Source organism: Citrobacter telavivensis (genome assembly GCA_009363175.1).
Taxonomy (GTDB): Bacteria; Pseudomonadota; Gammaproteobacteria; order Enterobacterales; family Enterobacteriaceae; genus Citrobacter_A; species Citrobacter_A telavivensis.
This window is the reverse complement of the sequence record CP045205.1, coordinates 1,893,050-1,912,869: the sequence shown is the minus strand read 5'-3', so window position 1 is coordinate 1,912,869 and position 19,820 is coordinate 1,893,050. Positions and strand designations below refer to the sequence as shown.

The 19,820-nt window shown below is 56.5% G+C and carries 16 protein-coding genes and 1 pseudogene; 10 read left to right on the top strand and 7 right to left on the bottom strand.

Annotated features, from left to right (window positions below; genetic code table 11):
* Positions 1-43: 43 nt before the first annotated feature.
* Together GBC03_11365 and GBC03_11360 are read right to left on the bottom strand one after the other, a co-directional pair.
* Positions 44-1,024: a nickel transporter gene (locus tag GBC03_11365; protein ID QFS70759.1), complete on the bottom strand. Its 981-nt coding sequence runs from the start codon at positions 1,022-1,024 to the stop codon at positions 44-46.
* Positions 1,015-1,644, bottom strand: coding sequence for a DUF1007 family protein (locus tag GBC03_11360; GenBank protein ID QFS70758.1), 630 nt, complete (start codon positions 1,642-1,644; stop codon positions 1,015-1,017). The genes GBC03_11365 and GBC03_11360 overlap by 10 nt, the downstream gene beginning before the upstream one ends.
* 427 nt (positions 1,645-2,071) lie before the next feature.
* Between GBC03_11360 and GBC03_11355 the strand changes: the two genes are divergently transcribed.
* The 7 genes from GBC03_11355 (at position 2,072) to tnpA (ending at position 9,501) form a co-directional block, all read left to right on the top strand.
* Entirely contained in the window at positions 2,072-3,055 is a 984-nt protein-coding gene (locus GBC03_11355; protein ID QFS70757.1) for a substrate-binding domain-containing protein, read from the top strand.
* 103 nt (positions 3,056-3,158) lie between these two features.
* Entirely contained in the window at positions 3,159-4,667 is a 1,509-nt protein-coding gene (locus GBC03_11350; GenBank protein QFS70756.1) for an ATP-binding cassette domain-containing protein, read from the top strand.
* Positions 4,660-5,649: an ABC transporter permease gene (locus GBC03_11345; protein ID QFS70755.1), complete on the top strand. Its 990-nt coding sequence runs from the start codon at positions 4,660-4,662 to the stop codon at positions 5,647-5,649. The genes GBC03_11350 and GBC03_11345 overlap by 8 nt, the downstream gene beginning before the upstream one ends.
* Before the next feature lies 1 nt (position 5,650).
* Positions 5,651-6,604 (top strand): ABC transporter permease, encoded by a 954-nt coding sequence (locus tag GBC03_11340; protein ID QFS70754.1) that lies wholly within the window; start codon positions 5,651-5,653, stop codon positions 6,602-6,604.
* A gap of 16 nt (positions 6,605-6,620) precedes the next feature.
* A complete protein-coding gene (locus GBC03_11335; GenBank protein QFS70753.1) occupies positions 6,621-8,258 on the top strand; it encodes a ribulokinase in 1,638 nt (545 codons plus the stop codon).
* A complete protein-coding gene (locus GBC03_11330) occupies positions 8,255-8,854 on the top strand; it encodes an SIS domain-containing protein (GenBank protein ID QFS70752.1) in 600 nt (199 codons plus the stop codon). The genes GBC03_11335 and GBC03_11330 overlap by 4 nt, the downstream gene beginning before the upstream one ends.
* A 188-nt stretch (positions 8,855-9,042) precedes the next feature.
* Positions 9,043-9,501, top strand: coding sequence for an IS200/IS605 family transposase (gene tnpA, locus GBC03_11325; protein ID QFS70751.1), 459 nt, complete (start codon positions 9,043-9,045; stop codon positions 9,499-9,501).
* Here the strand turns inward: tnpA and GBC03_11320 are convergent.
* Positions 9,468-9,572, bottom strand: a pseudogene (locus tag GBC03_11320) (MFS transporter). The gene tnpA and the pseudogene GBC03_11320 overlap by 34 nt on opposite strands.
* A 228-nt stretch (positions 9,573-9,800) precedes the next feature.
* Between GBC03_11320 and csiE the strand changes: the two are divergent.
* Positions 9,801-11,081: a stationary phase inducible protein CsiE gene (gene csiE / locus GBC03_11315; GenBank protein QFS70750.1), complete on the top strand. Its 1,281-nt coding sequence runs from the start codon at positions 9,801-9,803 to the stop codon at positions 11,079-11,081.
* On the opposite strand, the gene GBC03_11310 is transcribed toward csiE, so the two are convergent.
* From GBC03_11310 to GBC03_11295, 4 genes are all read right to left on the bottom strand, one after another.
* Positions 11,073-12,212: a 3-phenylpropionate MFS transporter gene (locus GBC03_11310; protein ID QFS70749.1), complete on the bottom strand. Its 1,140-nt coding sequence runs from the start codon at positions 12,210-12,212 to the stop codon at positions 11,073-11,075. The genes csiE and GBC03_11310 overlap by 9 nt on opposite strands.
* Before the next feature lie 88 nt (positions 12,213-12,300).
* On the bottom strand, positions 12,301-13,143 hold the full coding sequence (locus tag GBC03_11305) for an aldose 1-epimerase (protein ID QFS70748.1): 843 nt from the start codon (positions 13,141-13,143) through the stop codon (positions 12,301-12,303).
* A complete protein-coding gene (locus GBC03_11300; GenBank protein ID QFS70747.1) occupies positions 13,143-14,585 on the bottom strand; it encodes a sugar porter family MFS transporter in 1,443 nt (480 codons plus the stop codon). The genes GBC03_11305 and GBC03_11300 overlap by 1 nt, the downstream gene beginning before the upstream one ends.
* Positions 14,586-14,656: 71 nt before the next feature.
* Positions 14,657-17,923: a DUF5107 domain-containing protein gene (locus GBC03_11295; GenBank protein ID QFS70746.1), complete on the bottom strand. Its 3,267-nt coding sequence runs from the start codon at positions 17,921-17,923 to the stop codon at positions 14,657-14,659.
* 113 nt (positions 17,924-18,036) lie between these two features.
* Between GBC03_11295 and GBC03_11290 the strand changes: the two genes are divergently transcribed.
* Positions 18,037-19,230, top strand: a complete 1,194-nt coding sequence (locus GBC03_11290) for an ROK family protein (GenBank protein ID QFS70745.1) — start codon at positions 18,037-18,039, stop codon at positions 19,228-19,230.
* Positions 19,231-19,295: 65 nt separating this feature from the next.
* On the top strand, positions 19,296-19,718 hold the full coding sequence (locus GBC03_11285) for a DoxX family membrane protein (GenBank protein ID QFS70744.1): 423 nt from the start codon (positions 19,296-19,298) through the stop codon (positions 19,716-19,718).
* Positions 19,719-19,820 lie beyond the last annotated feature (102 nt).

The following is a 19,820-nucleotide window of genomic DNA, read 5'->3' as shown; positions in this document are numbered from 1 at the left end:
CGGATAAGCGAAGCGCCATCAGGCATTCTCCCTCAGGGCACGTTTAAAACGGTCGTAATCCCCTTCCCATTGGCACCGCACTCATCCACATCACGCCTGCTGCCACCACCAGTATCACGCCACCGGCTAACGCCAGCGTCGACCAGCCAACCTGTCGCCACAATACCGGCGCGCGGTTACCGCTCAGCCTGACCGCCAGCGTGCGAAAACTGTGCACCAGCAGCGCCAGAGAGGTAATGGTCAACGACGTGCCCGCCGCCATCGCCAGCGCCGACGCTATTCCCCAGTAAAATACGCCGATGACTTTGCTAAACAGCAGCACCATGATAGCCCCGGAACAGGGACGCATCCCCATCGACAGGATAATCATCAACCGTGCGCGCCAGTCATCGCCATGGTGCAGTTGTTCCGGATGCGGCAAGTGCTGATGCCCGCACCCACAGTTTTCATGGTGCACATGGTGTGGCGTAAAGGCGGTAAACCTGGGTTTGCGCAGCAGCGCATGTAGTTTCTTCAGCGCCCGCCAGCAGAGCAACAGGCCCAGAACCCCCACCAGCGCATAGCTCCCCTTCTCCAGCCAGAAACCGCTCAGATGGAGCTGTCTCGCCGGCAGTTGCAGGATGCTGAGCACCACCACAACCAGCCCGATCGCCACCAGCCCCTGCAATAACGAGGAGGTCAGCGTCAGGCCAATGCTCGACTTCAGTTTTGAAGGATGGGTCGCCAGCCAGGTGGTAATCACTACCTTTCCGTGCCCCGGCCCCAGCGCGTGCAGTACGCCATATAAAAAGCTAAACAGCAGCAACGAACCGCCCGCCTGGGCTGAGCTGGCGGCAACGGCCTTCAGCAGCACACTCATCTGCTGATTCACCTCCCGCTGCCAGACGATACTTTTGACCATCACCTGCGGCCAGGTTTGCCACAGCCAGACGCCACCGATCGCCGCCATCAGCAAAAAAAGCGCCAGCGGCCACAGCGATATCCAGCGTTGTGCGCGAATGCGGTTTAGCGACATTACTGGCATGTGACTGTCACCGTCTGCGCGAATTGTTTACCCAGTTCCATATCCTCTGGCGGCGCATCGTCCTTATCCAGAGACTGGGCAAAACTGAGCGACGCCTCGTTCGGCTCGGGGGTATGTAGCGCGATTTTGCAGCGCTCACGCATCGTCGGCGATAGCGTCGCATCGCGGTCTTCTTCGTAGCTCATATCGACATAATAAGAGGGATCAAAGGTCGAGAAGGTATAACGTTGCCCGCTCAACGGCTGCGGTTCGGCAAGCGGCAGCACGAAGGTGAGCACCGCCTGATGCTCATCGCGCACCATACCGTATTCCGTGGGGCGGTTTTTAAATTTGACGCGCTGTCCGTTGTGCCACATTTCGGTAAAATAGTGCTGTCCCAGGACATTCGCCATCACTTCCGCCGCCAGTTTTTTCCAGATGTCGGAACCCGGTTTTGCATCGCCCGCATCATAGAGCAGGTCGGCAGAGGTCAGCTCATCCATCGTCCAGCGCATTTTTAGCGCCACAATAGACCCGTTATCGCTAACCACTTCCGTTTTCAGACGGATAAAACTGTGAGGATGTGCGCTCACCGTAAACGTCAAAAAAGCGAGTAACACCAACAAAACGCCGCGTATCATGAATGACTTTGACTCCCCATAAAAACAGGATGGCCACGAGAGTCACGATCGCCGTGACAGGATTGCCCGTGAGGATAACATTGAAATGATGAATGTTGAGCGCGGATTTATGGGCTCGATTCAGTTCTCAGATTTGAGATTTTGTCGTTAAGTACAACGTTCCCATTCCGGTAATTTTCTGTGCGTCACGCCTGAATTGATAACAAATTGTAAAATAAAATAAGCAAATTACGACATTTTTTAACATACCAATTAACCCGCACTGCACAAAAACCATTAAAATTAACCAATATTTAACTAAATAATATCCATAAATTAACATTAATGGGCATTTGTCACATTTTATAAACTTGAGATTCATTACCTCTTCCCTTCGTTGATAACCTCCTGTTCGTGACATGCCCCGGTCCCTACAAAAGGTACAACTATGAAATTCAAACTCGCATTACTCAGTGCAGCCCTGGTTTCTGCATGCATGTTGTCCGGCCCGTCCTTTGCGGCAGAAAAATACGAAATCGCTGTGGTTGCTAAAGTCACCGGCATTCCGTGGTTCAACCGCATGGAAACCGGCGTGAATGAAGCAGCGAAAAAACTGGATGTGAATGCTTATCAGACCGGCCCTTCCACGCCGGATCCGGCTCAGCAGGTGAAGGTCATTGAAGATCTCATTGCCAAGAACGTTAACGCGATCATTGTGGTACCTAATGACGCGAAGGTGCTTGAGCCCGTGCTGAAAAAAGCGCGCGATAAGGGCATTGTCGTTCTGACCCATGAATCGCCGGATCAGCAAATCGGCCAGTGGGATATCGAAACGATCGACAGCGAGAAGTACGCGCAGGCCAACGTCGACGAGCTGGCGAAGGATATGGGCGGCAAAGGCGGCTATGCGATTTACGTCGGCTCGCTGACCGTGCCGTTACACAACGCCTGGGCCGATTACGCCATCAAGTACCAGAAAGAGAAATACCCGGAGATGTTTGAAGTGACCACCCGTCTACCGGTGGCTGAGAGCATCGACAAATCCTACTCCACCACGCTGGATCTGATGAAAACCTATCCGCAGATGAAGGGCATCATTGGCTTCGGTTCGCTGGGTCCGATTGGTGCGGGTCAGGCAGTACAGAAAAAACGCGCGAAAGATAAAATTGCCGTGGTGGGGATTGCCATGCCAGCACAGGCTGCGCCTTATCTGATGCGTGGCGACATCAAAAAAGCGATGCTGTGGGATCCGAAAGATGCCGGCTACGCGCTGGTGACCGTGGCGGATCAGTTGCTGCAAGGCAAAGAGGTGACGCCAGATCTGACCATTGACGGATTAGGGAAAGCCGATGTCGACATGGAGAAGAAAGTGATCCGCTTTAACAAGATCCTCGAAGTCACCAAAGACAACGCACAATCACTCGGTTTCTAAGGCTCCAGCCACCACCAGGGAAACCCAACGCCGGCCGTCTGGTCGGCGCTATCAACAGGCTTAACACTCTGCGCCCGTCAGGGCGCTCGCAGGGGTATTGTCCATGACAGACACCACCGCATTTATCACTCTTGAGAATATCAGCAAGCAATTCCCGGGCGTGCTGGCGCTGGATAATGTGAATCTGACGCTGAAAAAAGGCGAAGTTCACTGTCTGGCAGGGCAGAACGGTTGCGGCAAAAGCACCATTATTAAAGTGATCTCCGGAGTCTACCAGCCGGGAAAAGGGGCGCAGATCCTGCTGGACGGCAAACTGTTCCACCATCTGTCGCCACAGCTCTCTTCGCATTACGGCATCCAGGTTATCTACCAGGATTTATCCCTCTTCCCGAACTTCAGCGTGGCAGAGAATATTGCCGTCAACCGCTATCTGCCCGGCGGTGATATCTGGGTACGGCGCGGTTCGATGAAGCAACAGGCGCTGGCGGCGATGAAGCGAATTGGCGTCAGCATCGATCCCGATAAAAAAGTGGAAAAACTCTCCATTGCCGATCGCCAGTTGGTGGCGATTTGCCGCGCCATTGCTGCCGACGCGCGCCTGGTCATCATGGACGAACCCACCGCGTCCCTGACGCGCCAGGAGGTCAACGGCCTGCTGCGCGTGGTCAACGAATTGAAAGCCGACGGGATTTGCGTGGTATTCGTCAGCCACCGTCTCGATGAGGTGATGGAAGTGGCGGACCGCATCAGCGTCATGCGCGACGGCAAACTGGTAGGGACGTATCCCGCCAGCGAACTCGACAGCCATGAGCTGGCCTTCCTGATGACCGGTCAACGCTTCCACTACAGTCCGCTGCCGGAAAAACCACCGGTTGAGCAGGAGCCGATGCTGGAACTGCGCAACCTGAGCCGCAAAGGAAAATATCAGGATATCAACCTGTCACTGCGCAGCGGTGAGATCGTGTCGATCGTCGGTCTGCTCGGCGCGGGCCGCACCGAGCTTTGTCTGAGCCTGTTTGGCATGACGCACCCGGAAAGCGGGGAAATCCGCATTAACGGCAAACCGGTTCAGCTTCGTAACAACCATGACGCCATCAAACATGGGCTCGGCTATGTCTCGGAAGATCGCCTGACCCAGGGGCTCATCATGGAACAGTCGATCTACGACAACACCATTGTCACGGTCTTCGACAAACTGCATACCCGCAGCGGCCTGCTCGATCACGGTAAAGCAAAAACGCTGGTCGCCGATCTGATCCGTGAACTGAATATCAAGGTGGCCGATCCGCAGTTGCCGGTCAAAACGCTCTCCGGCGGCAACGCCCAGCGCATCGCCATCGCCAAATGGGTGGCGACCCAGCCGCGTATCCTGATCCTGGACTCCCCGACGGTGGGCGTCGATATCGCCAACAAAGAAGGGATTTATCAGATTGCCCGCAACCTGGCGGAGCAAGGAATGGCAGTGCTGATGATTTGCGATGAAATCCCGGAAGCCTATTACAACAGCCATCGCGTGTTGGTTATGCGGCGCGGGAAGTTGGTCGCCGAGTTTAATCCGCATCGTTGTCGTGAAGAGGACATTGCAGAGGTGGTCGAGGTCATCCATGAATAACTTTCGTCTCTCCCGTTTAGTCGGGCACCATGAATTCTGGCTGGGGCTGCTGGTGATTGCGCTTGCCGTTGGACTGAGCGTCAGCACCGACGAGTTTCTGTCACTCGGCAATCTGACAGACGTCGCCACCAGCTATGCCATTCTCGGTATTCTCGCCTGCGGGCTGTTCGTCGTGCTGATCTCCGGGGGGATCGATATTTCGTTCCCGGCGATGACGGCAATAGCGCAATACGCGATGGCAAGCTGGGTGATCGCGCATGGCGGTAACTTTCTGCTGGCGCTGGCCATCGCGGTCGTCGTCGGACTCCTGCTCGGGCTGATTAACGGCTTTCTGGTCTACTGGCTGCGCGTGCCTGCAATCATCATCACCATCGCGACGCTGAACGTCTATTACGGTCTGCTGGTGTACGCCACTAAAGGCACCTGGCTGTACGGCTTCCCGGACTGGTTTATGAACGGCATCAACTGGTTTTCCTTCACGGCGGCAGATGGCTATGACTATGGCCTCACGCTCCCGCTACTGTGCCTGGCAGCCGCGATCGTTTTCACCGCCATCCTGATGAATTACACCCGTCTCGGGCGTCAGATTTACGCGATGGGCGGCAACCGCGACGCCGCATCCCGCCTCGGGCTGAACCTGTTGAAGCTGCATTTCTATGTCTATGGTTTTATGGGCGTTCTCGCAGGTGTAGCCGCTGTCGTGCAGGCGCAGATCACACAGTCCGTGGCGCCAAACTCGCTGCTCGGTTTTGAGCTGACGGTACTGGCGGCGGTCGTGCTGGGCGGCACCAGCATGAGCGGCGGGCGCGGTACATTGACCGGTACGCTGTTGGGGGTGATTCTGCTGGCCTTTTTGCAAAACGGTCTGACGCTGCTCAGCGTCTCCTCGTACTGGCACACCGTTTTCAGCGGCGTCATTATCCTGGTCAGCATCAGCGCCACGGCGTGGAATGAAAAACGCAAACTGGCAAGGGAGCTTTGAGATGAAAGCGTTCGCAAAAGTATTACCCGGTGATGCCATCATCCGCCTGCAGTGCGTGATTATTATCGTCGTCGCCGTCGTCTTCTCGGCGCTGTTGGGCACCCGCTTTTTCAGCGTCGCAAACTTCCAGTCCATCGGTTCGCAGTTGCCGATCCTCGGCATGCTGGCGCTGGGAATGGGCATGACCATGCTGACGGGCGGCATTAACCTGTCAATTATCGCGGGCGCCAACGCCTGCTCGCTGGTCATGGCCGCCGTCATCGTCAGCCATCCGGACAATCCGCTGTTTCTCGCGCTGGCGCTGCTGGCCGGTGCCGCGGTCGCCGTCGCGATAGGTACGCTGAACGGTGCGCTGATCGCCTGGGTTGGCGTGTCGCCGATCCTTGCCACGCTCGGCACCATGACGCTTATCTCCGGGCTGAACATCTTGCTCTCCAACGGCACGGTGATTTCCGGCTTCCCGGCGGCGATCCAGTATCTCGGTAATGCCACCCTTGCGGGTATTCCCGTCGCCCTGCTGCTCTTCTTACTGGTCGCCGTGCTGCTGTGGGTTCTACTGGAACACACCACGCTTGGGCGCAGTCTCTATCTGATGGGTTCCAACGAACAGGCGACCCGCTACAGCGGCGTGAACACCGTTCGGGTGCAGATTTCCGTCTACGTCATTTCCGCCCTGCTCGGCTGGGTGGCCGCAATCTTAATGATGGCGAAATTCAACTCGGCGAAGGCCGGATACGGAGAGTCTTATCTGCTGGTCACTATTCTCGCGTCGGTGCTGGGCGGCATTAATCCGGACGGCGGATTTGGCCGTATCATCGGTCTGGTGCTGGCGCTGATTGTGCTGCAAATGCTGGAAAGCGGCTTTAACTTGCTGGGGATCAGTAGCTATCTGACGATGGCGCTTTGGGGCGCGGTCCTCATCCTCTTTATCGCATTACAGAATCGTAGAGCCTGATTTCAGGAGAAAAATTATGGCGAGTTACTTTATTGGTGTGGATGTAGGAACCGGCAGCGCTCGCGCAGGCGTATTTGATCTTAACGGCAGAATGGTCGGTCAGGCCACTCGCGCGATTGAGATTTACCGCCCGCAGGCCGATTTCGTTGAGCAGTCGTCCGATAACATCTGGCAGGCCGTCTGCAACGCGGTTCGTGATGCCATTAATCAGTCCGATATCAACCCAATCCAGGTGAAAGGGCTGGGATTTGACGCCACCTGTTCGCTGGTGGTGCTGGATAAAGAGGGCAAACCGCTGACCATCAGCCCTTCCGGGCGCAGCGAACAAAACATTATCGTGTGGATGGATCACCGCGCCATCACCCAGGCCGAGCGCATCAACGCGATGCACCACCGGGTTCTGGACTACGTGGGCGGGATTATCTCCCCGGAAATGCAGACGCCGAAACTGCTGTGGCTGAAACAGCATATGCCTAACACCTGGGCGAACGCGGGCTACTATTTTGATTTACCCGACTTTCTGACCTGGCGCGCCACCGGCGACGACACGCGCTCCCTTTGCTCCACGGTGTGCAAATGGACCTACATGGGTCATGAAGATAAGTGGGATGCCAGCTACTTCCGCGAAATCGGGCTGGAAGACCTGCTGGAACACGATGCGGAAAAAATTGGCCGCTACGTGAAAACGATGGGCGAACCGCTCGGCCACGGGCTGACCCAGCGCGCCGCCAGTGAAATGGGGCTGATTCCTGGCACCGCCGTCAGCGTGTCGATCATCGACGCCCACGCCGGCACGCTCGGCACGCTCGGCGCCTGCGGCGTCTCCGGCGAAGTCGCTGACTTTGACCGCCGCGTCGCGCTGATTGGCGGAACCTCTACCGGTCACATGGCCATCTCTAAACAGCCACGCTTTATCGGCGGCGTCTGGGGTCCCTACTATTCCGCCGTACTGCCGGAATACTGGCTCAATGAAGGTGGACAGTCCGCTACCGGCGCGCTGATCGACCATATTATTCAGTCGCATCCTTGTTACGAAACGCTGCTGGCGCAGGCAAAAGCGCAGGGACACACCATTTATGAAGTGCTGAACGCGCTGCTGCGTAAAATGGCGGGTGAGCCGGAAAATATCGCCTTCCTGACCCGCGATATTCATATCCTGCCCTACTTTCACGGCAACCGTTCACCGCGCGCCAACCCAACGTTGACCGGGGCGATCAGCGGTCTGAAGCTTTCCCGCACGCCGGAAGATATGGCGCTGCACTATCTGGCGACCATTCAGGCCATCGCGCTGGGTACGCGCCATATCATTGAGACGATGAACCAGAGCGGTTACAGCATTGACACCATCATGGCCAGCGGCGGCGGCACCAAGAATCCTATCTTTGTGCAGGAACATGCCAATGCCACCGGTTGCGCCATGTTGCTGCCGGAAGAGAGCGAAGCGATGCTGCTGGGCGGCGCGATGATGGGCACCATCGCCGCCGGCGTTTTCGAGACCTTCCCGGAAGCGATGTCGGCGATGAGTCGGATTGGTAAAACGGTCACCCCACAGACCAACCGCATTAAGCAGTATTACGACCGCAAATATCAGGTGTTCCATGAGATGTATCAGGATCATATGAAGTACCGTCAACTGATGCAGGGGGACGCATGAGTAGTTCATGGCAGCAGGCCAGCGACACCTGGAGCCTCTACAGCGAGGCGCTGGCCGGTCTGGGTCAGCATCTTAACGAACCGGTCTGGAACGCGTTAATGACGGAACTGCGCGAATGCCGTGGGAAAATTGTGGTCACCGGCGTCGGCACCTCCGGCATTGCGGCGCGAAAAATCGCCCACATGCTGGCCTGCGTTGAGCGCCCGGCAATCTATCTCAACGCCACCGATGCCGCGCACGGCGATCTCGGTTTTTTACGCGCGGACGATCGGGTCATTCTGCTTTCCCGTGGCGGTAACTCTGACGAGCTCACGCGACTGTTGCCGGGGCTGGCCGCACGCAACGTGCCGATTATCAGCGTCACGGAAAACCCGGATTCCGCCATTGCCCGCGCCGCCCGACTGGTGATTTCTACCGGCGTCCAGCGCGAGGCGGATCCGCTGAACATGCTGGCGACCACCTCCATCATGCTGGTGATTGCGATCTTTGATGCCGCCTGCGCGTGTCTGATGAGCGAGAGCGGCTACACCAAAGAAACGCTGCTGGCCGTGCATCCGGGGGGGGATGTCGGTTTAACCCTGCGACAGGAGCGCTAATCCATTAGCAACCTTTCAGCCTCGCCTTCTCCGGCGGGGCTTTTTTGTGCACAGAAAACCCCCAGCTAGGCTGGGGTTCCGGGAAGCTTTCAGCTTTGAGCCAGTTATTAAAACCCCTTTTGATTTGTTAAAACACCTTGCGGTCTGGCAACTGCAAAAGTTAAACAAGAAATCAAAAGGGGGTCCCAATGGGGGACGAAAAGAGCTTAGCGCACACCCGATGGAACTGTAAATATCATATAGTTTTTGCGCCAAAATACCGAAGGCAAGCGTTCTACGGAGAGAAGCGCAGAGCGATAGGCGGCATCTTAAGAAAGCTGTGTGAGTGGAAAAACGTACGAATCCTGGAAGCGGAATGCTGTGCAGATCATATCCATATGCTTGTGGAAATCCCGCCCAAAATGAGCGTATCGGGTTTTATGGGGTATCTGAAAGGGAAAAGCAGTCTGATGTTGTATGAGCAATTTGGTGATATGAAGTTTAAATACAGGAACAGGGAGTTCTGGTGTCGTGGATACTACGTAGATACGGTGGGTAAGAACACGGCGAAGATACAGGACTACATAAAGCAGCAGCTTGCAGAGGATAAAATGGGTGAGCAGTTATCGATCCCTTATCCGGGCAGCCCGTTTACGGGCCGTAAGTAACGAAGTCTGATGCAAATGTCAGATCGTATGCGCCTGTTAGGGCGCGGCTGGTAACAGAGCCTTATAGGCGCATCAGAAAAACCTCCGGCTATGCCGGAGGATATTTATTTTTGCGCCATCTGAAGATAAAAAACGCGAAAAATCCTGGTAAAGCGCTGCGTTAAACTTTCTGATGTGGCTGCACGCGTGAAAAATTCTGTGACCTCTCCCTGCAATCCTGACGCAAAACATTTCATTCGTAATGGCTATGGAAAAACTTTAGCTATTCTTATCTAACATACCTACGGGAGATCCGACAGATGATGCCAACGCTTGCTCCGCCATCTGTACTTTCTGCTCCCCAGCGCCGTTGCCAGGTTTTGCTGACGCTTTTCCAGCCGGGGCAAAGTGCCACCGCGGAAATGTTCAGTGCGCTAAATGGTGTCGATGATGCTGTTGCCCGTGAGGATATTGTCGAAACGGGACGGGAGATCCAGCGTTATCATCGACTCAGCATTAGCACTGGTCCGAACGGGTGCTACCGGATCGAAGGTACCGCGTTAAACCAACGCCTCTGCCTCTTACACTGGCTCAGACGCGGCCTGCGTTTGTGTCCGGCGTTCATTACCCAACACTTTGCCCCCGCCCTCAAAACCGAACTGAAACAGCGGGGGATCCTGCGCACGCTGTATGACGACACCAATCTGCATGCGCTGATTAACCTCTGCGCGCGTCGCCTGCAAAAACCGTTTGAGTGCCGGGATATTCAGTTCCTGCACCTCTATCTGCAATATTGCCTGTTGCAGCATCACGCGGGGATCTCCCCGGAATTTAATCCTGTCCAGCAGCGCTGGGCGCAATCCTGCGCCGAATACCCGCTGGCGCAGGAGATCGGTCGCCACTGGCAGCGGCGCGTCATGCAAAATGCGCCGCTCACGGAATCACTGTTTATGGCGCTGCTGTTTTCGATGATCCGCATCCCGGATCCGATTCGCGATAACCATCAGCAGAACCGGCGGTTGCGTCTGGCGATCGCCCGGCTGATCCTGCGCTTTCGCGAAATGGGCGCGGTGCGTTTCAATGACGAGCACGGACTGAATGCCCAACTCTACATCCACCTCGCTCAGGCACTGAACCGCAGTCTGTTTTCTATCGGTATCGATAACACGTTGCCGGAAGAGTTCGCCCGCCTCTATCCGCGTCTGATGCGTACCACTCGTGATGCGTTACGCGGGCTTGAAGAAGAGTATGACGTTGAATTTTCCGAGGAAGAGACGGGACTGGTGGCGGTGATTTTTGGCGCATGGCTGATGCAGGATAATGATTTGCATGAGAAGCAGGTCGTCTTACTGACCGGGGATAATCCGCAACTGGAGCAGCAGATAGAGCAACAGCTGCGTGAGCTGACCCTGCTGCCGCTGAACATCAAGCCGTTGCCAATGCGGAATTTCCAGCGGGAGGGCTCGCCGCGCGGCGTGGCGCTGATTGTCACCCCTTACGCCACGCTGCTGCCGCTCTTTTCACCACCGTTGATTCACGCGGATCAAGCGCTGACGCCACATCAGCAACAGCAGATCCGCAAGATGCTGGAATCAGGCTGAGGCGGTCACCTTTGGCCGCAGCACCATGGCCGGTAGCGCCACCAGCGCCATTACCCAGAAGACGCCGTTGCCCAGGTTCTGATACAGGAAGCCGGCGAACACGGTCATGATGGCAATACTGCCGCCCATCGCCACCGCAGAATAGACCGCCTGCAGACGGATCACTTCGCTTCCCTGACGCGCCGCGATATAGCGCATCGCCGCCAGGTGGCACACGGTAAAAGTGCCGCAATGGAGGATCTGCACGACAATCAGCCACGGCAGCGCCGTCGTCCAGCCCATCAGTCCCCAGCGAATCACCCCACAGACGGCGGAGAGCAGTAACAGATCGCGGGCGCTGAAGCGGCGGAACAGTTTGTTGCTTAGAGCAAAGATAATCACTTCCGCAACCACGCCGAGCGACCAGAGATAGCCTACCGCCGAAGCGGAATAGCCGGCTCCCTGCCAGTAAATGGCGCTAAAGCCGTAGTAAGCGGCATGCGCCCCCTGCAACAGACATACGCAGGCCAGAAAGCGCCAGCTCTGCGTGACCAGCGCACGCCAGGCGGGCCAACCGGCGCTCTCCTGGTGCCGGTTTTCCCCCTGTGGCAGCACGCTGGGGCGAATCAGCATTCCCAGCAGCATTGAGGCGACGCCCAGCGTCAGCAGCGCCAGAACCGCCCGATAATCAAACACGCTGACCAGCTTTCCGGTCAACGCCGAACCAATAACAAACGCCACCGATCCCCACAGTCGTACCCGACCGTAGTCCATCGTAATCTGTTTTTGCCAGGTATTCGCCAGCGCGTCCGTGAGCGGCACCAGCGGTGAGAAGAAGAGGTTAAAGCCAACCATCACCACCATCAGCCACGCGACATGGGTTCCGGCCCAGAAGGCCAGTGCAAAGACCAGCGTCAGCAGCGCCAGGAGGCGTAACGCACGGATCAGTCGCGACGGGTCGCTGACCCGCGGGGCAATGATCAGACTCCCGAGAAAACGCGCCACCAGTCCAGCGCCTAGCAGCAGGCCGATCGTTTCTGGCGTGAGGCCAAGCCCTTTAAGCCAGACGCTCCAGAAGGGAAGAAAAATCCCGTAGCTAAAAAAGTAGGTGAAGTAACCGAGCGCCAGCCAGCGCGTGGAGTGCAAAGACATGATCCCCTCCCGTGTGGAGGCGATAGTCTGGCGATAAACGCAGGCTGGCGCAAGTGAACATTAACAGCGACATAACAACGTTTTGTCGCTAATCAACGCGAATCTCCATCGTAAAACAACACTGTTCTCCGGAGCCTAACATCCGTAATCCCGGCAGCCCCGGCATGTGGTGGGCATTTACCGGATGCGTCTGCGGTTCCAGACAAAGGAATGACTGACCTGGCATTCTGAAGAGCATCAGCCAGGGAGTTTGCGCAGAAATCGTGACATTCATCACATCTCTACGGATAACCGCCTGTCCGCTCCATCCGGAATATCCCACGTTCAGCCAGCGATCCGCGCCATATTGCGACCTGGTGAAATCGACTTCCGCCGGGAGTTCGCTCTGCCAGGCCAGTGGCAAATGATGTTCGCCTTCTGGCCAGTAACCGCTTGCCGAGAACTGCACGGTGCTTTGAGCATCAAACACAAAGAACGGGTGAAAACCGCAGCCGTAAAGCATCGGGCGTTTGCCCAGATGAACGATCGTCAGCGACGCTCTGAGTACCGACGCCTCCAGCACATACTGGAGTTCCGCCAGATAGTCATACCCGCACGCCAGTTGACTGCGCAAACACAATCGACAACTGTCGTCGGTTACGTCTGCTATCTCCCAGCGCTTAAGCCAGCCGTCACCGTGCAGAAAGAAACGTTCATCCGCATTATGCAGCGGCAACTGCACCTCTGTTCCGCGCTGGCTGAAGCGGTTATCGGCCACACGATTGGCGACCGGAAGCATCGGAAACAGCCCACCCTCACCAACGGATTTCCCCTCGCCTGCACGTAAAACCGGCTGTTGATGTTGTAACGAAAACAATGCCAGCAGCCTACCGCCCTGCGGGTCCACGCGCATCCGCAGATGCGCGTTATTCAGCGTCAGCGGCGTCGTCATCAGCGAGCACTTCTCTGCTGTGCCGACGACGGGCTGGCCTTCAGGTGTCTCGCCGCCAGTTGTTCCTCAAGGGCTTCCAGGGTGACGCCTTTGGTTTCAGGTACATTACGCAGCACGTACACATAACCCATCGCACAAATCACGCCGTAGAGCAGGAAACTCCCGGCTGCGCCCAGCCCGGCATTGAGCAGCGGGAAGGTATAGGTCAGCAGGAAGCAGGCAATCCACAGTGCCAGCGTGCCCAACGACATCGCCAGCCCGCGCACGCGGTTAGGGAAAATTTCGGACAGCAGCACCCAGGTGACAGGTGCCAGCGTCAGGGCATAGATCGCAATGGCTGCCAGCACCAGAACCAGCACCGGCCAGCCCATAATCCCCATCCCGTATGCACCAGCAATCAACACATAAATCACGGTCAGGCCGGATGCGCCAAACAGCATCAGTTTGCGGCGACCGAGTTTATCCACCAGCGGCAGCGCGGCAAGAGTAAAGACCAGATTGATAATGCCGGTGGCGACAATGGATTTCAGGGTGCCGTTGATGTCGAAACCGGCGGAGGCGAAAATCTCCTGCGCGTAATTAAAGATCACGTTGATCCCACACCACTGCTGGAAGACCGCCAGCACCATGCCGATAATAACTATCGGTTTGATCTGTGGTTGCAACAGCGTTGACCATGCCACCTTATGGTTATCTTTGAGTAGCGTGTGCTCAATCTCCTTCAGCGTCTGCCCGGCATACTCCGTAGAGCCAATGCGTTGCAGCATGGCGCGCGCGCGTTCCGGTTTACCCGCCTTCACCAGCCAGCGCGGGGATTCGGGAACGAAAAACATCAGTACCAGAAACACCAGCGCAGGGACTAACTCTGCGCCAAACATCCAGCGCCAGCCCATCTGCCCGTTCCAGCTCTCGACGATCGCCTGCTGCGTGGCCCCTGTCGCAACGGGTTCGGCGATCATCAGGTTGATCAGCTGCGCCGCCAGCACGCCAATCACAATGGTCAACTGGTTCACCGCCACAAAGCGTCCGCGTTTTTCCGCCGGACTGACTTCAGCGATGTACAGCGGACTGAGCGCGGAGGCAAGGCCAATCCCGACGCCGCCGACGATGCGGTAAATCACGAACATGTCGAAGTTACTGGCAACGGCGGTTCCCCATGCGGAGGCGCTGAACAGAATAGCCGAGAGGATCAGCGGCATTTTTCGGCCAAATTTATCCGCACACCAGCCGGAAATCAGCGCCCCAAAAATACAGCCTACCAGCGCCGAACTCATCGCCCAGCCCGACTGCGCCGGATCGGTTATTGAGAAGTACGCTTCATAAAAGGGTTTTGCCCCGCCAATCACCACCCAGTCGTAGCCAAACAGCAAACCACCACAGGCCGCGACCAGACAGATGGTCCAGACGTAGCCGATTTTCAAATGTGTCTGCGCGTTATTCATTATGATTCCTCTTTCAGGGAAACGCAGGGAACAGTAGGTTTCCGGTGGCGTCACCACCACCGGTTCAGGGTTTATTGCAATAACTCCAGTCTGATGACATGGCGCAGGAGCAGAGCTTTGTCATGCGCCGGATTCTGTTGCAGAAGAGCGTCAAGCGCCTGCTGGCAGGCGGATAAATCCTCCAGCCCCAGATGCCCCAACGCGGTGATAAACAGGCAGTGCTGCTGATGCTTTGCCTCCGCCGGGGTATCGAGTACCACCAGATCCGGTAATGAGACGGCGAAGAAATCCACCTCTGGCACATGGTCTCGCTGTGACGCTACCCATTGCAGGAAGCTTTTGAAGAGTTGTTCAGCATCGTCACTCTTACCCAGTTTTTTCAGCGCCATGCCCTGCCAGAAGAGATAGTCCACGGGCTGATCGTTGTAGTAACGACCAGCATCCAACGTACTTCCACCGCAGGTGGCGCGCGCAAAGTAACGCTGTGCCTCGTCATGATGCCCCTGACGTTGGGCGCAATAGCCCAACAGATACCAGATATCGTTATCGGTTTGTCCGGGCAGACGTCCTTCCCCCAGGTTATGCGGATAGCTCAGCGCCTGTTGTAGCAGGCTGACCGCGGCAGATAATTCCTCCCTGCCGATCGCCGCCAGCGCCCGATGAACCTGGTTCAGCAAGTACTGCCCGGTCGCTTTCCCTTCGCCCCCTTCCCAGGGATGGAACACGCGCTCGCCAAGAACCTTCGCCGCTTCATCGTAGTAGCCCAGTCCGTTCCACAGGCTAAGTAACTCCACCGTCAGATCGTCACGCTGGAATACCACCGTTTTGCGTGATTCAAGCTGTTGCAAACGCTGCCCGACAGGCGTAGCCAATAGCTTATTGAGATAATCCAGTTCAAACAGGAAGCGGGCGTTATCGGGCTCCAGCGCCACTGCCTGCGACAAATACTGGTGTGCTTTTACGGCATCCTGCTGTTTGTTCCACGCATAAATCCCCAGCAGACGATGCACTGGCGCAAATTCAGGTTCTTGTTGCAGGGTGAATTGCCAGCAGGAAAGCGCCTCTTCGTAGCGGCGTTTGCTGTACCAGAAGCAGCCCAGCAGATAGCGGGCATAGGCGCTGTGCGACAGCGTTTCCAGCATCTGCACTTCATCAAGAGTGTTTGGGAAACGCACCCGGTTGTGCAGGCAGGCCCGCGCCTGGTCGATGAACGGCTGCGGATTGTCGCTTAGCGACGCCCGCCACAGCAGCGGCAGCGTTTCCTGGCTGTCCAGTAGCTCCAGCAGTTCGCGAGACGCGGCTTTCTGACCGAAAGAGAGCAGCCACCCCGCCAGTTCACAAGCGTTGGTACCGCGTCGACCCGTAATAGCGATCAGCGCCGTCTTCGACAGTTCATCCCGGCGTATTGCCCAGCGCGCATAGTGCAACGCATAGCTGAGCGGATAGTCATGGAGCTGCTGTTCGATGTACTTCAACGCCTCTGATGTGCGCCCCAACGCTGCCAGCACCAGCGCTTTCAGCCCCATCGCCAGGTTGTTGCTGCCGTTAAAACGCAGACTCTGCGTCACTTTTTCCAATGCATCCGCCTGGTCGCCGCGCGCCATCGCGATCCTCGCCAGAGCCCAGAAGGCCGCATCGCGACAGTTTCCACTCCAGCTCGCCTTGTAGTAATGCTCCCAGGCCTGTTCGCAATCGCCCTGGCGCTCCAGCGCAGTGGCCAACAACATACTGGCTTCGCCATCGCGCGGGTTTTTGTTCAGGTGATGCGCTCGCTGTAACGCTGCTCTCGCACAGCGTTCAGCCTGCCTCCAGTCAGCCTGGTTCAGCGCCAGCGTCCCCAATGCGACGTTGTTGCGGTAATCCAGCGGATCAATCGCTAACGCCCGGCGATAGTAATCCCCGGCGTAACGACTGGCATGGTTGTACTGCTCCAGATGCTGACCGATAAAGTAGAGTTCATCAGTGTTAGACAACGCCTCCGGTTGTGCGGGGGCCGTTGCCGCCGAAGGTAGCGGCAGGTCGTCAGCAATATGCTCTTCGTATCGCAGCAGCGTCTGACCGTCGTGACGCGTGACCGTCATGGCGATCCGCGTAGAGCCCGAATCGGCAAGCGTCGTCAGCCAGTGTTCCCCCGGTGCCAGCGTCAGCATGGTTTCGAAGAAAGGCCCGCGGTCTGCGCTGAGCGTCACCCGCACGTCATGTAATGGCGCAACGGCATAGACGCCGACGGACAGATGGTTTTCATCACGCACCAGTCGCAGCGCCAGGTCAGTGCTGGCGTTTTGCACCGTCCCTAATTCGCTATACGGCAGGAAGTTCTGAACGAACACCTTCTCTTCGTAAGGCGCAAGCCAGGTGAAATCAGGCTGGTTGTCGGTAAACACCCCGGTCATTAATTCGATGTACGGACCATTTTCATCGGTCAGGTTGCGATCCCAGGCGACACCGAAATCCCCGTAGCCCCAGCTCCACTGTTTTTTTCCCGGCGAGATATGATGATCGGCAACGTGCAACAGTCCGCCGCGCTCGCCGTGATGCCAGGCCCCGACAAAGTCGTAGTCCGATTTTTCCGCCATGTACGAAGTCGGCACCGGCACATTCTTGTAGCGGGAGATATCCACCCCCGCCGAGTAATCGACTTTGTAATAGGTGCCCGTGGCGATCGGAAAAGCGGAAACATCGCGCTTGCCGTGATCGAATACCGCCGTAACATCAGGTGGGAACACGCTTTGATGATCGTCGCCGCCCTTCACCGCCGGGTTCGCCCACCATAAAAAGTGGCGCGGCGTGGCGTTGCCGTTGAAGACTTTACCGGTAATTTCTATCAGCGCGCGATCCGGGTAGAGGGTGAATCCGGTCATCACCTGTAGGCCGCGCATCGGCTCCACTTCGCCCATCCAGACGGTTTGCTCACCGTGCTCCCCTGCCCGCTGCGTAAAATCCACCGGCATAAAAGTGGTGGGACGATGGTGCTGCGGCCAGTTAAATTCGATCCCACCCGAGATCCACGGCCCCAACAGACCAACCAGCGCGGGTTTCACCACCTCGTTGTAATAGACAAAATCGCGCTGCTGTACTTTGTCATACGCGCGGTGAATACGCCCACCCAGTTCTGGTAACAGCATGACGCGGATAAAATCGTTTTCCATCCACACGGCCTGGTAATCGCGCATCTCGCGTTTGCCGGTCAGGGTGTCGATCACGCCGTAAGGGTAAACCGCCCCTGAAGAACCCTGATAAACCCGTTTTTCCAGGAACATTGGGTTGGTGTCTTCCTCACCCACCGTCCAGGTCGGTAATGAGAGGGTTTCCTGCCAGACCTTAACTGAACCGTACATGCTGCCTCCACTCAATAAACAAAAGTAAAATGTCATCTTGTGGCTATTGTGTGGCAGTTAACTGGCGGTAAAATGCGCAATGCTCACGCAATATAGTTAAGGGAGTTAAGTGTATGCAGCGTTCGGGATTCAATAACGCCCGGGTCAGACAGGCGAATAAACAGATCTTTCTGTCGCATTTGTGGCGCGAAAAGCAGCTCAGTAAATCGCAACTGGCGCAGCTCACCGGCCTGTCGATTCCGGCAGTGAGTAACATTCTTGAAGAGTTGCTGGATGAAGGCCGAATTTACCACTCCCGGGAAACGCTAAGCCAGCGCGGGCTCAGCAGCGGGAGTTTTCATCTGCCGGAACGGGGCGCGTGGACGCTGTGTATGAACGTCACCCCCACCAGCCTGACCAGCCAACTTGCCGATGCCCGACTGATGGCGGTTGGCAACTGGCAGCACGAGGTGATCAACGCCGCAACGCCTGAAGCGCTGCTCGCGGCGATTGCCAGCCACTGGCGGCGCTGGCGTCAGCGCTATCCCGACATCACAATCAACCTGGCGCTGGGCGTCCACGGTCAGGTGGATCCGATCACCGGCGCGTCGAAAACCATGCCGCAGGCACCGTGGAAAACGCCAGTGGAAATAAAGTATCTGCTGGAGGAGCGGCTCGGCATACAGGTCCGTCTGGACAACGACTGTGTGATGTTGGCGCTAGCGGAAAAATGGCAAAACCCGGCAGCCAATGAAGATTTCTGCGTCATCAACGTCGACTACGGTATTGGGTCCTCTTTCGTTATCAACGAACAGATTTATCGCGGCAGTCTGTACGGCAGCGGTCAGATTGGTCATACCATCATTAACCCCGACGGCATCGCCTGCGACTGTGGCCGTTATGGCTGTCTGGAAACCGTCGCCTCACTGAGCGCATTGAAAAAGCAGGCCAGAGTCTGGATGAAAGCGCAGCCGGTGCCGGGAAGGGATCCGGAAACGCTGACCACGGATATGCTAATCGATGCCTGGCGCAGGGGTGATGTGCGCATTCAGGCGTGGGTGGAACATGCCGCCAGCGCGATTGGTCTAAGCCTGTATAACTTTCTCAATATCCTGAATATTAATCAGATCTGGCTGTACGGGCGCAGTTGCGCCTTCGGTGAACCCTGGCTCAACACGCTAAGACAACAGACGGGATTTAATCCTTTCGATCACGGAGATAACCCGCGAGCAAAAGCGACACAGATTGGCTTTGGTACGCTGACTCGCGCCCAGCAGTTGATGGGAATTGGCTATCTGTACGTTGAGTCGCAGCTGAACGACATTTAGCCAATGGCGAGGCGGGCCGTTGTGTATTAATTTTAAAGTACGTTACTCATGTCAATGAGCCTGCTATGAACACGTTACGTTATTTTGAGTTCGGTGAATCACGCCATCTGTTTTTATTGATTGCCCGCATTGCGCTGGCGGTTCTGTTTATTATTTTTGGCTTTCCTAAGCTGACGGGTTTCGACGGGACCGTACAGTACATGACCTCTCTCGGTACGCCTGCGCCAATGCTGGCGGCCATTATTGCCGTCGTCATGGAGGTTCCCGCAGCGATACTGATTGTTCTGGGCTTTTTTACTCGCCCGCTGGCAATCCTCTTCGTTTTCTATACGCTGGGTACGGCAGTAATCGGCCATCATTTCTGGAATATGACCGGTGATGCGGTCGGTCCGAATATGATTAATTTCTATAAGAATGTCAGCATTGCGGGAGGTTTCCTGCTGCTGGCGCTGACGGGACCGGGAGCGATATCGGTAGACAGGCGTTAGACCGTCGCCCGATGACGCTTCGCTTATCGGGCCTACAAAACCATTGATATCGTAGGTTTTTGTAGGTCGGGTAAGCGTAGCGCCACCCGACAATTCATGTGT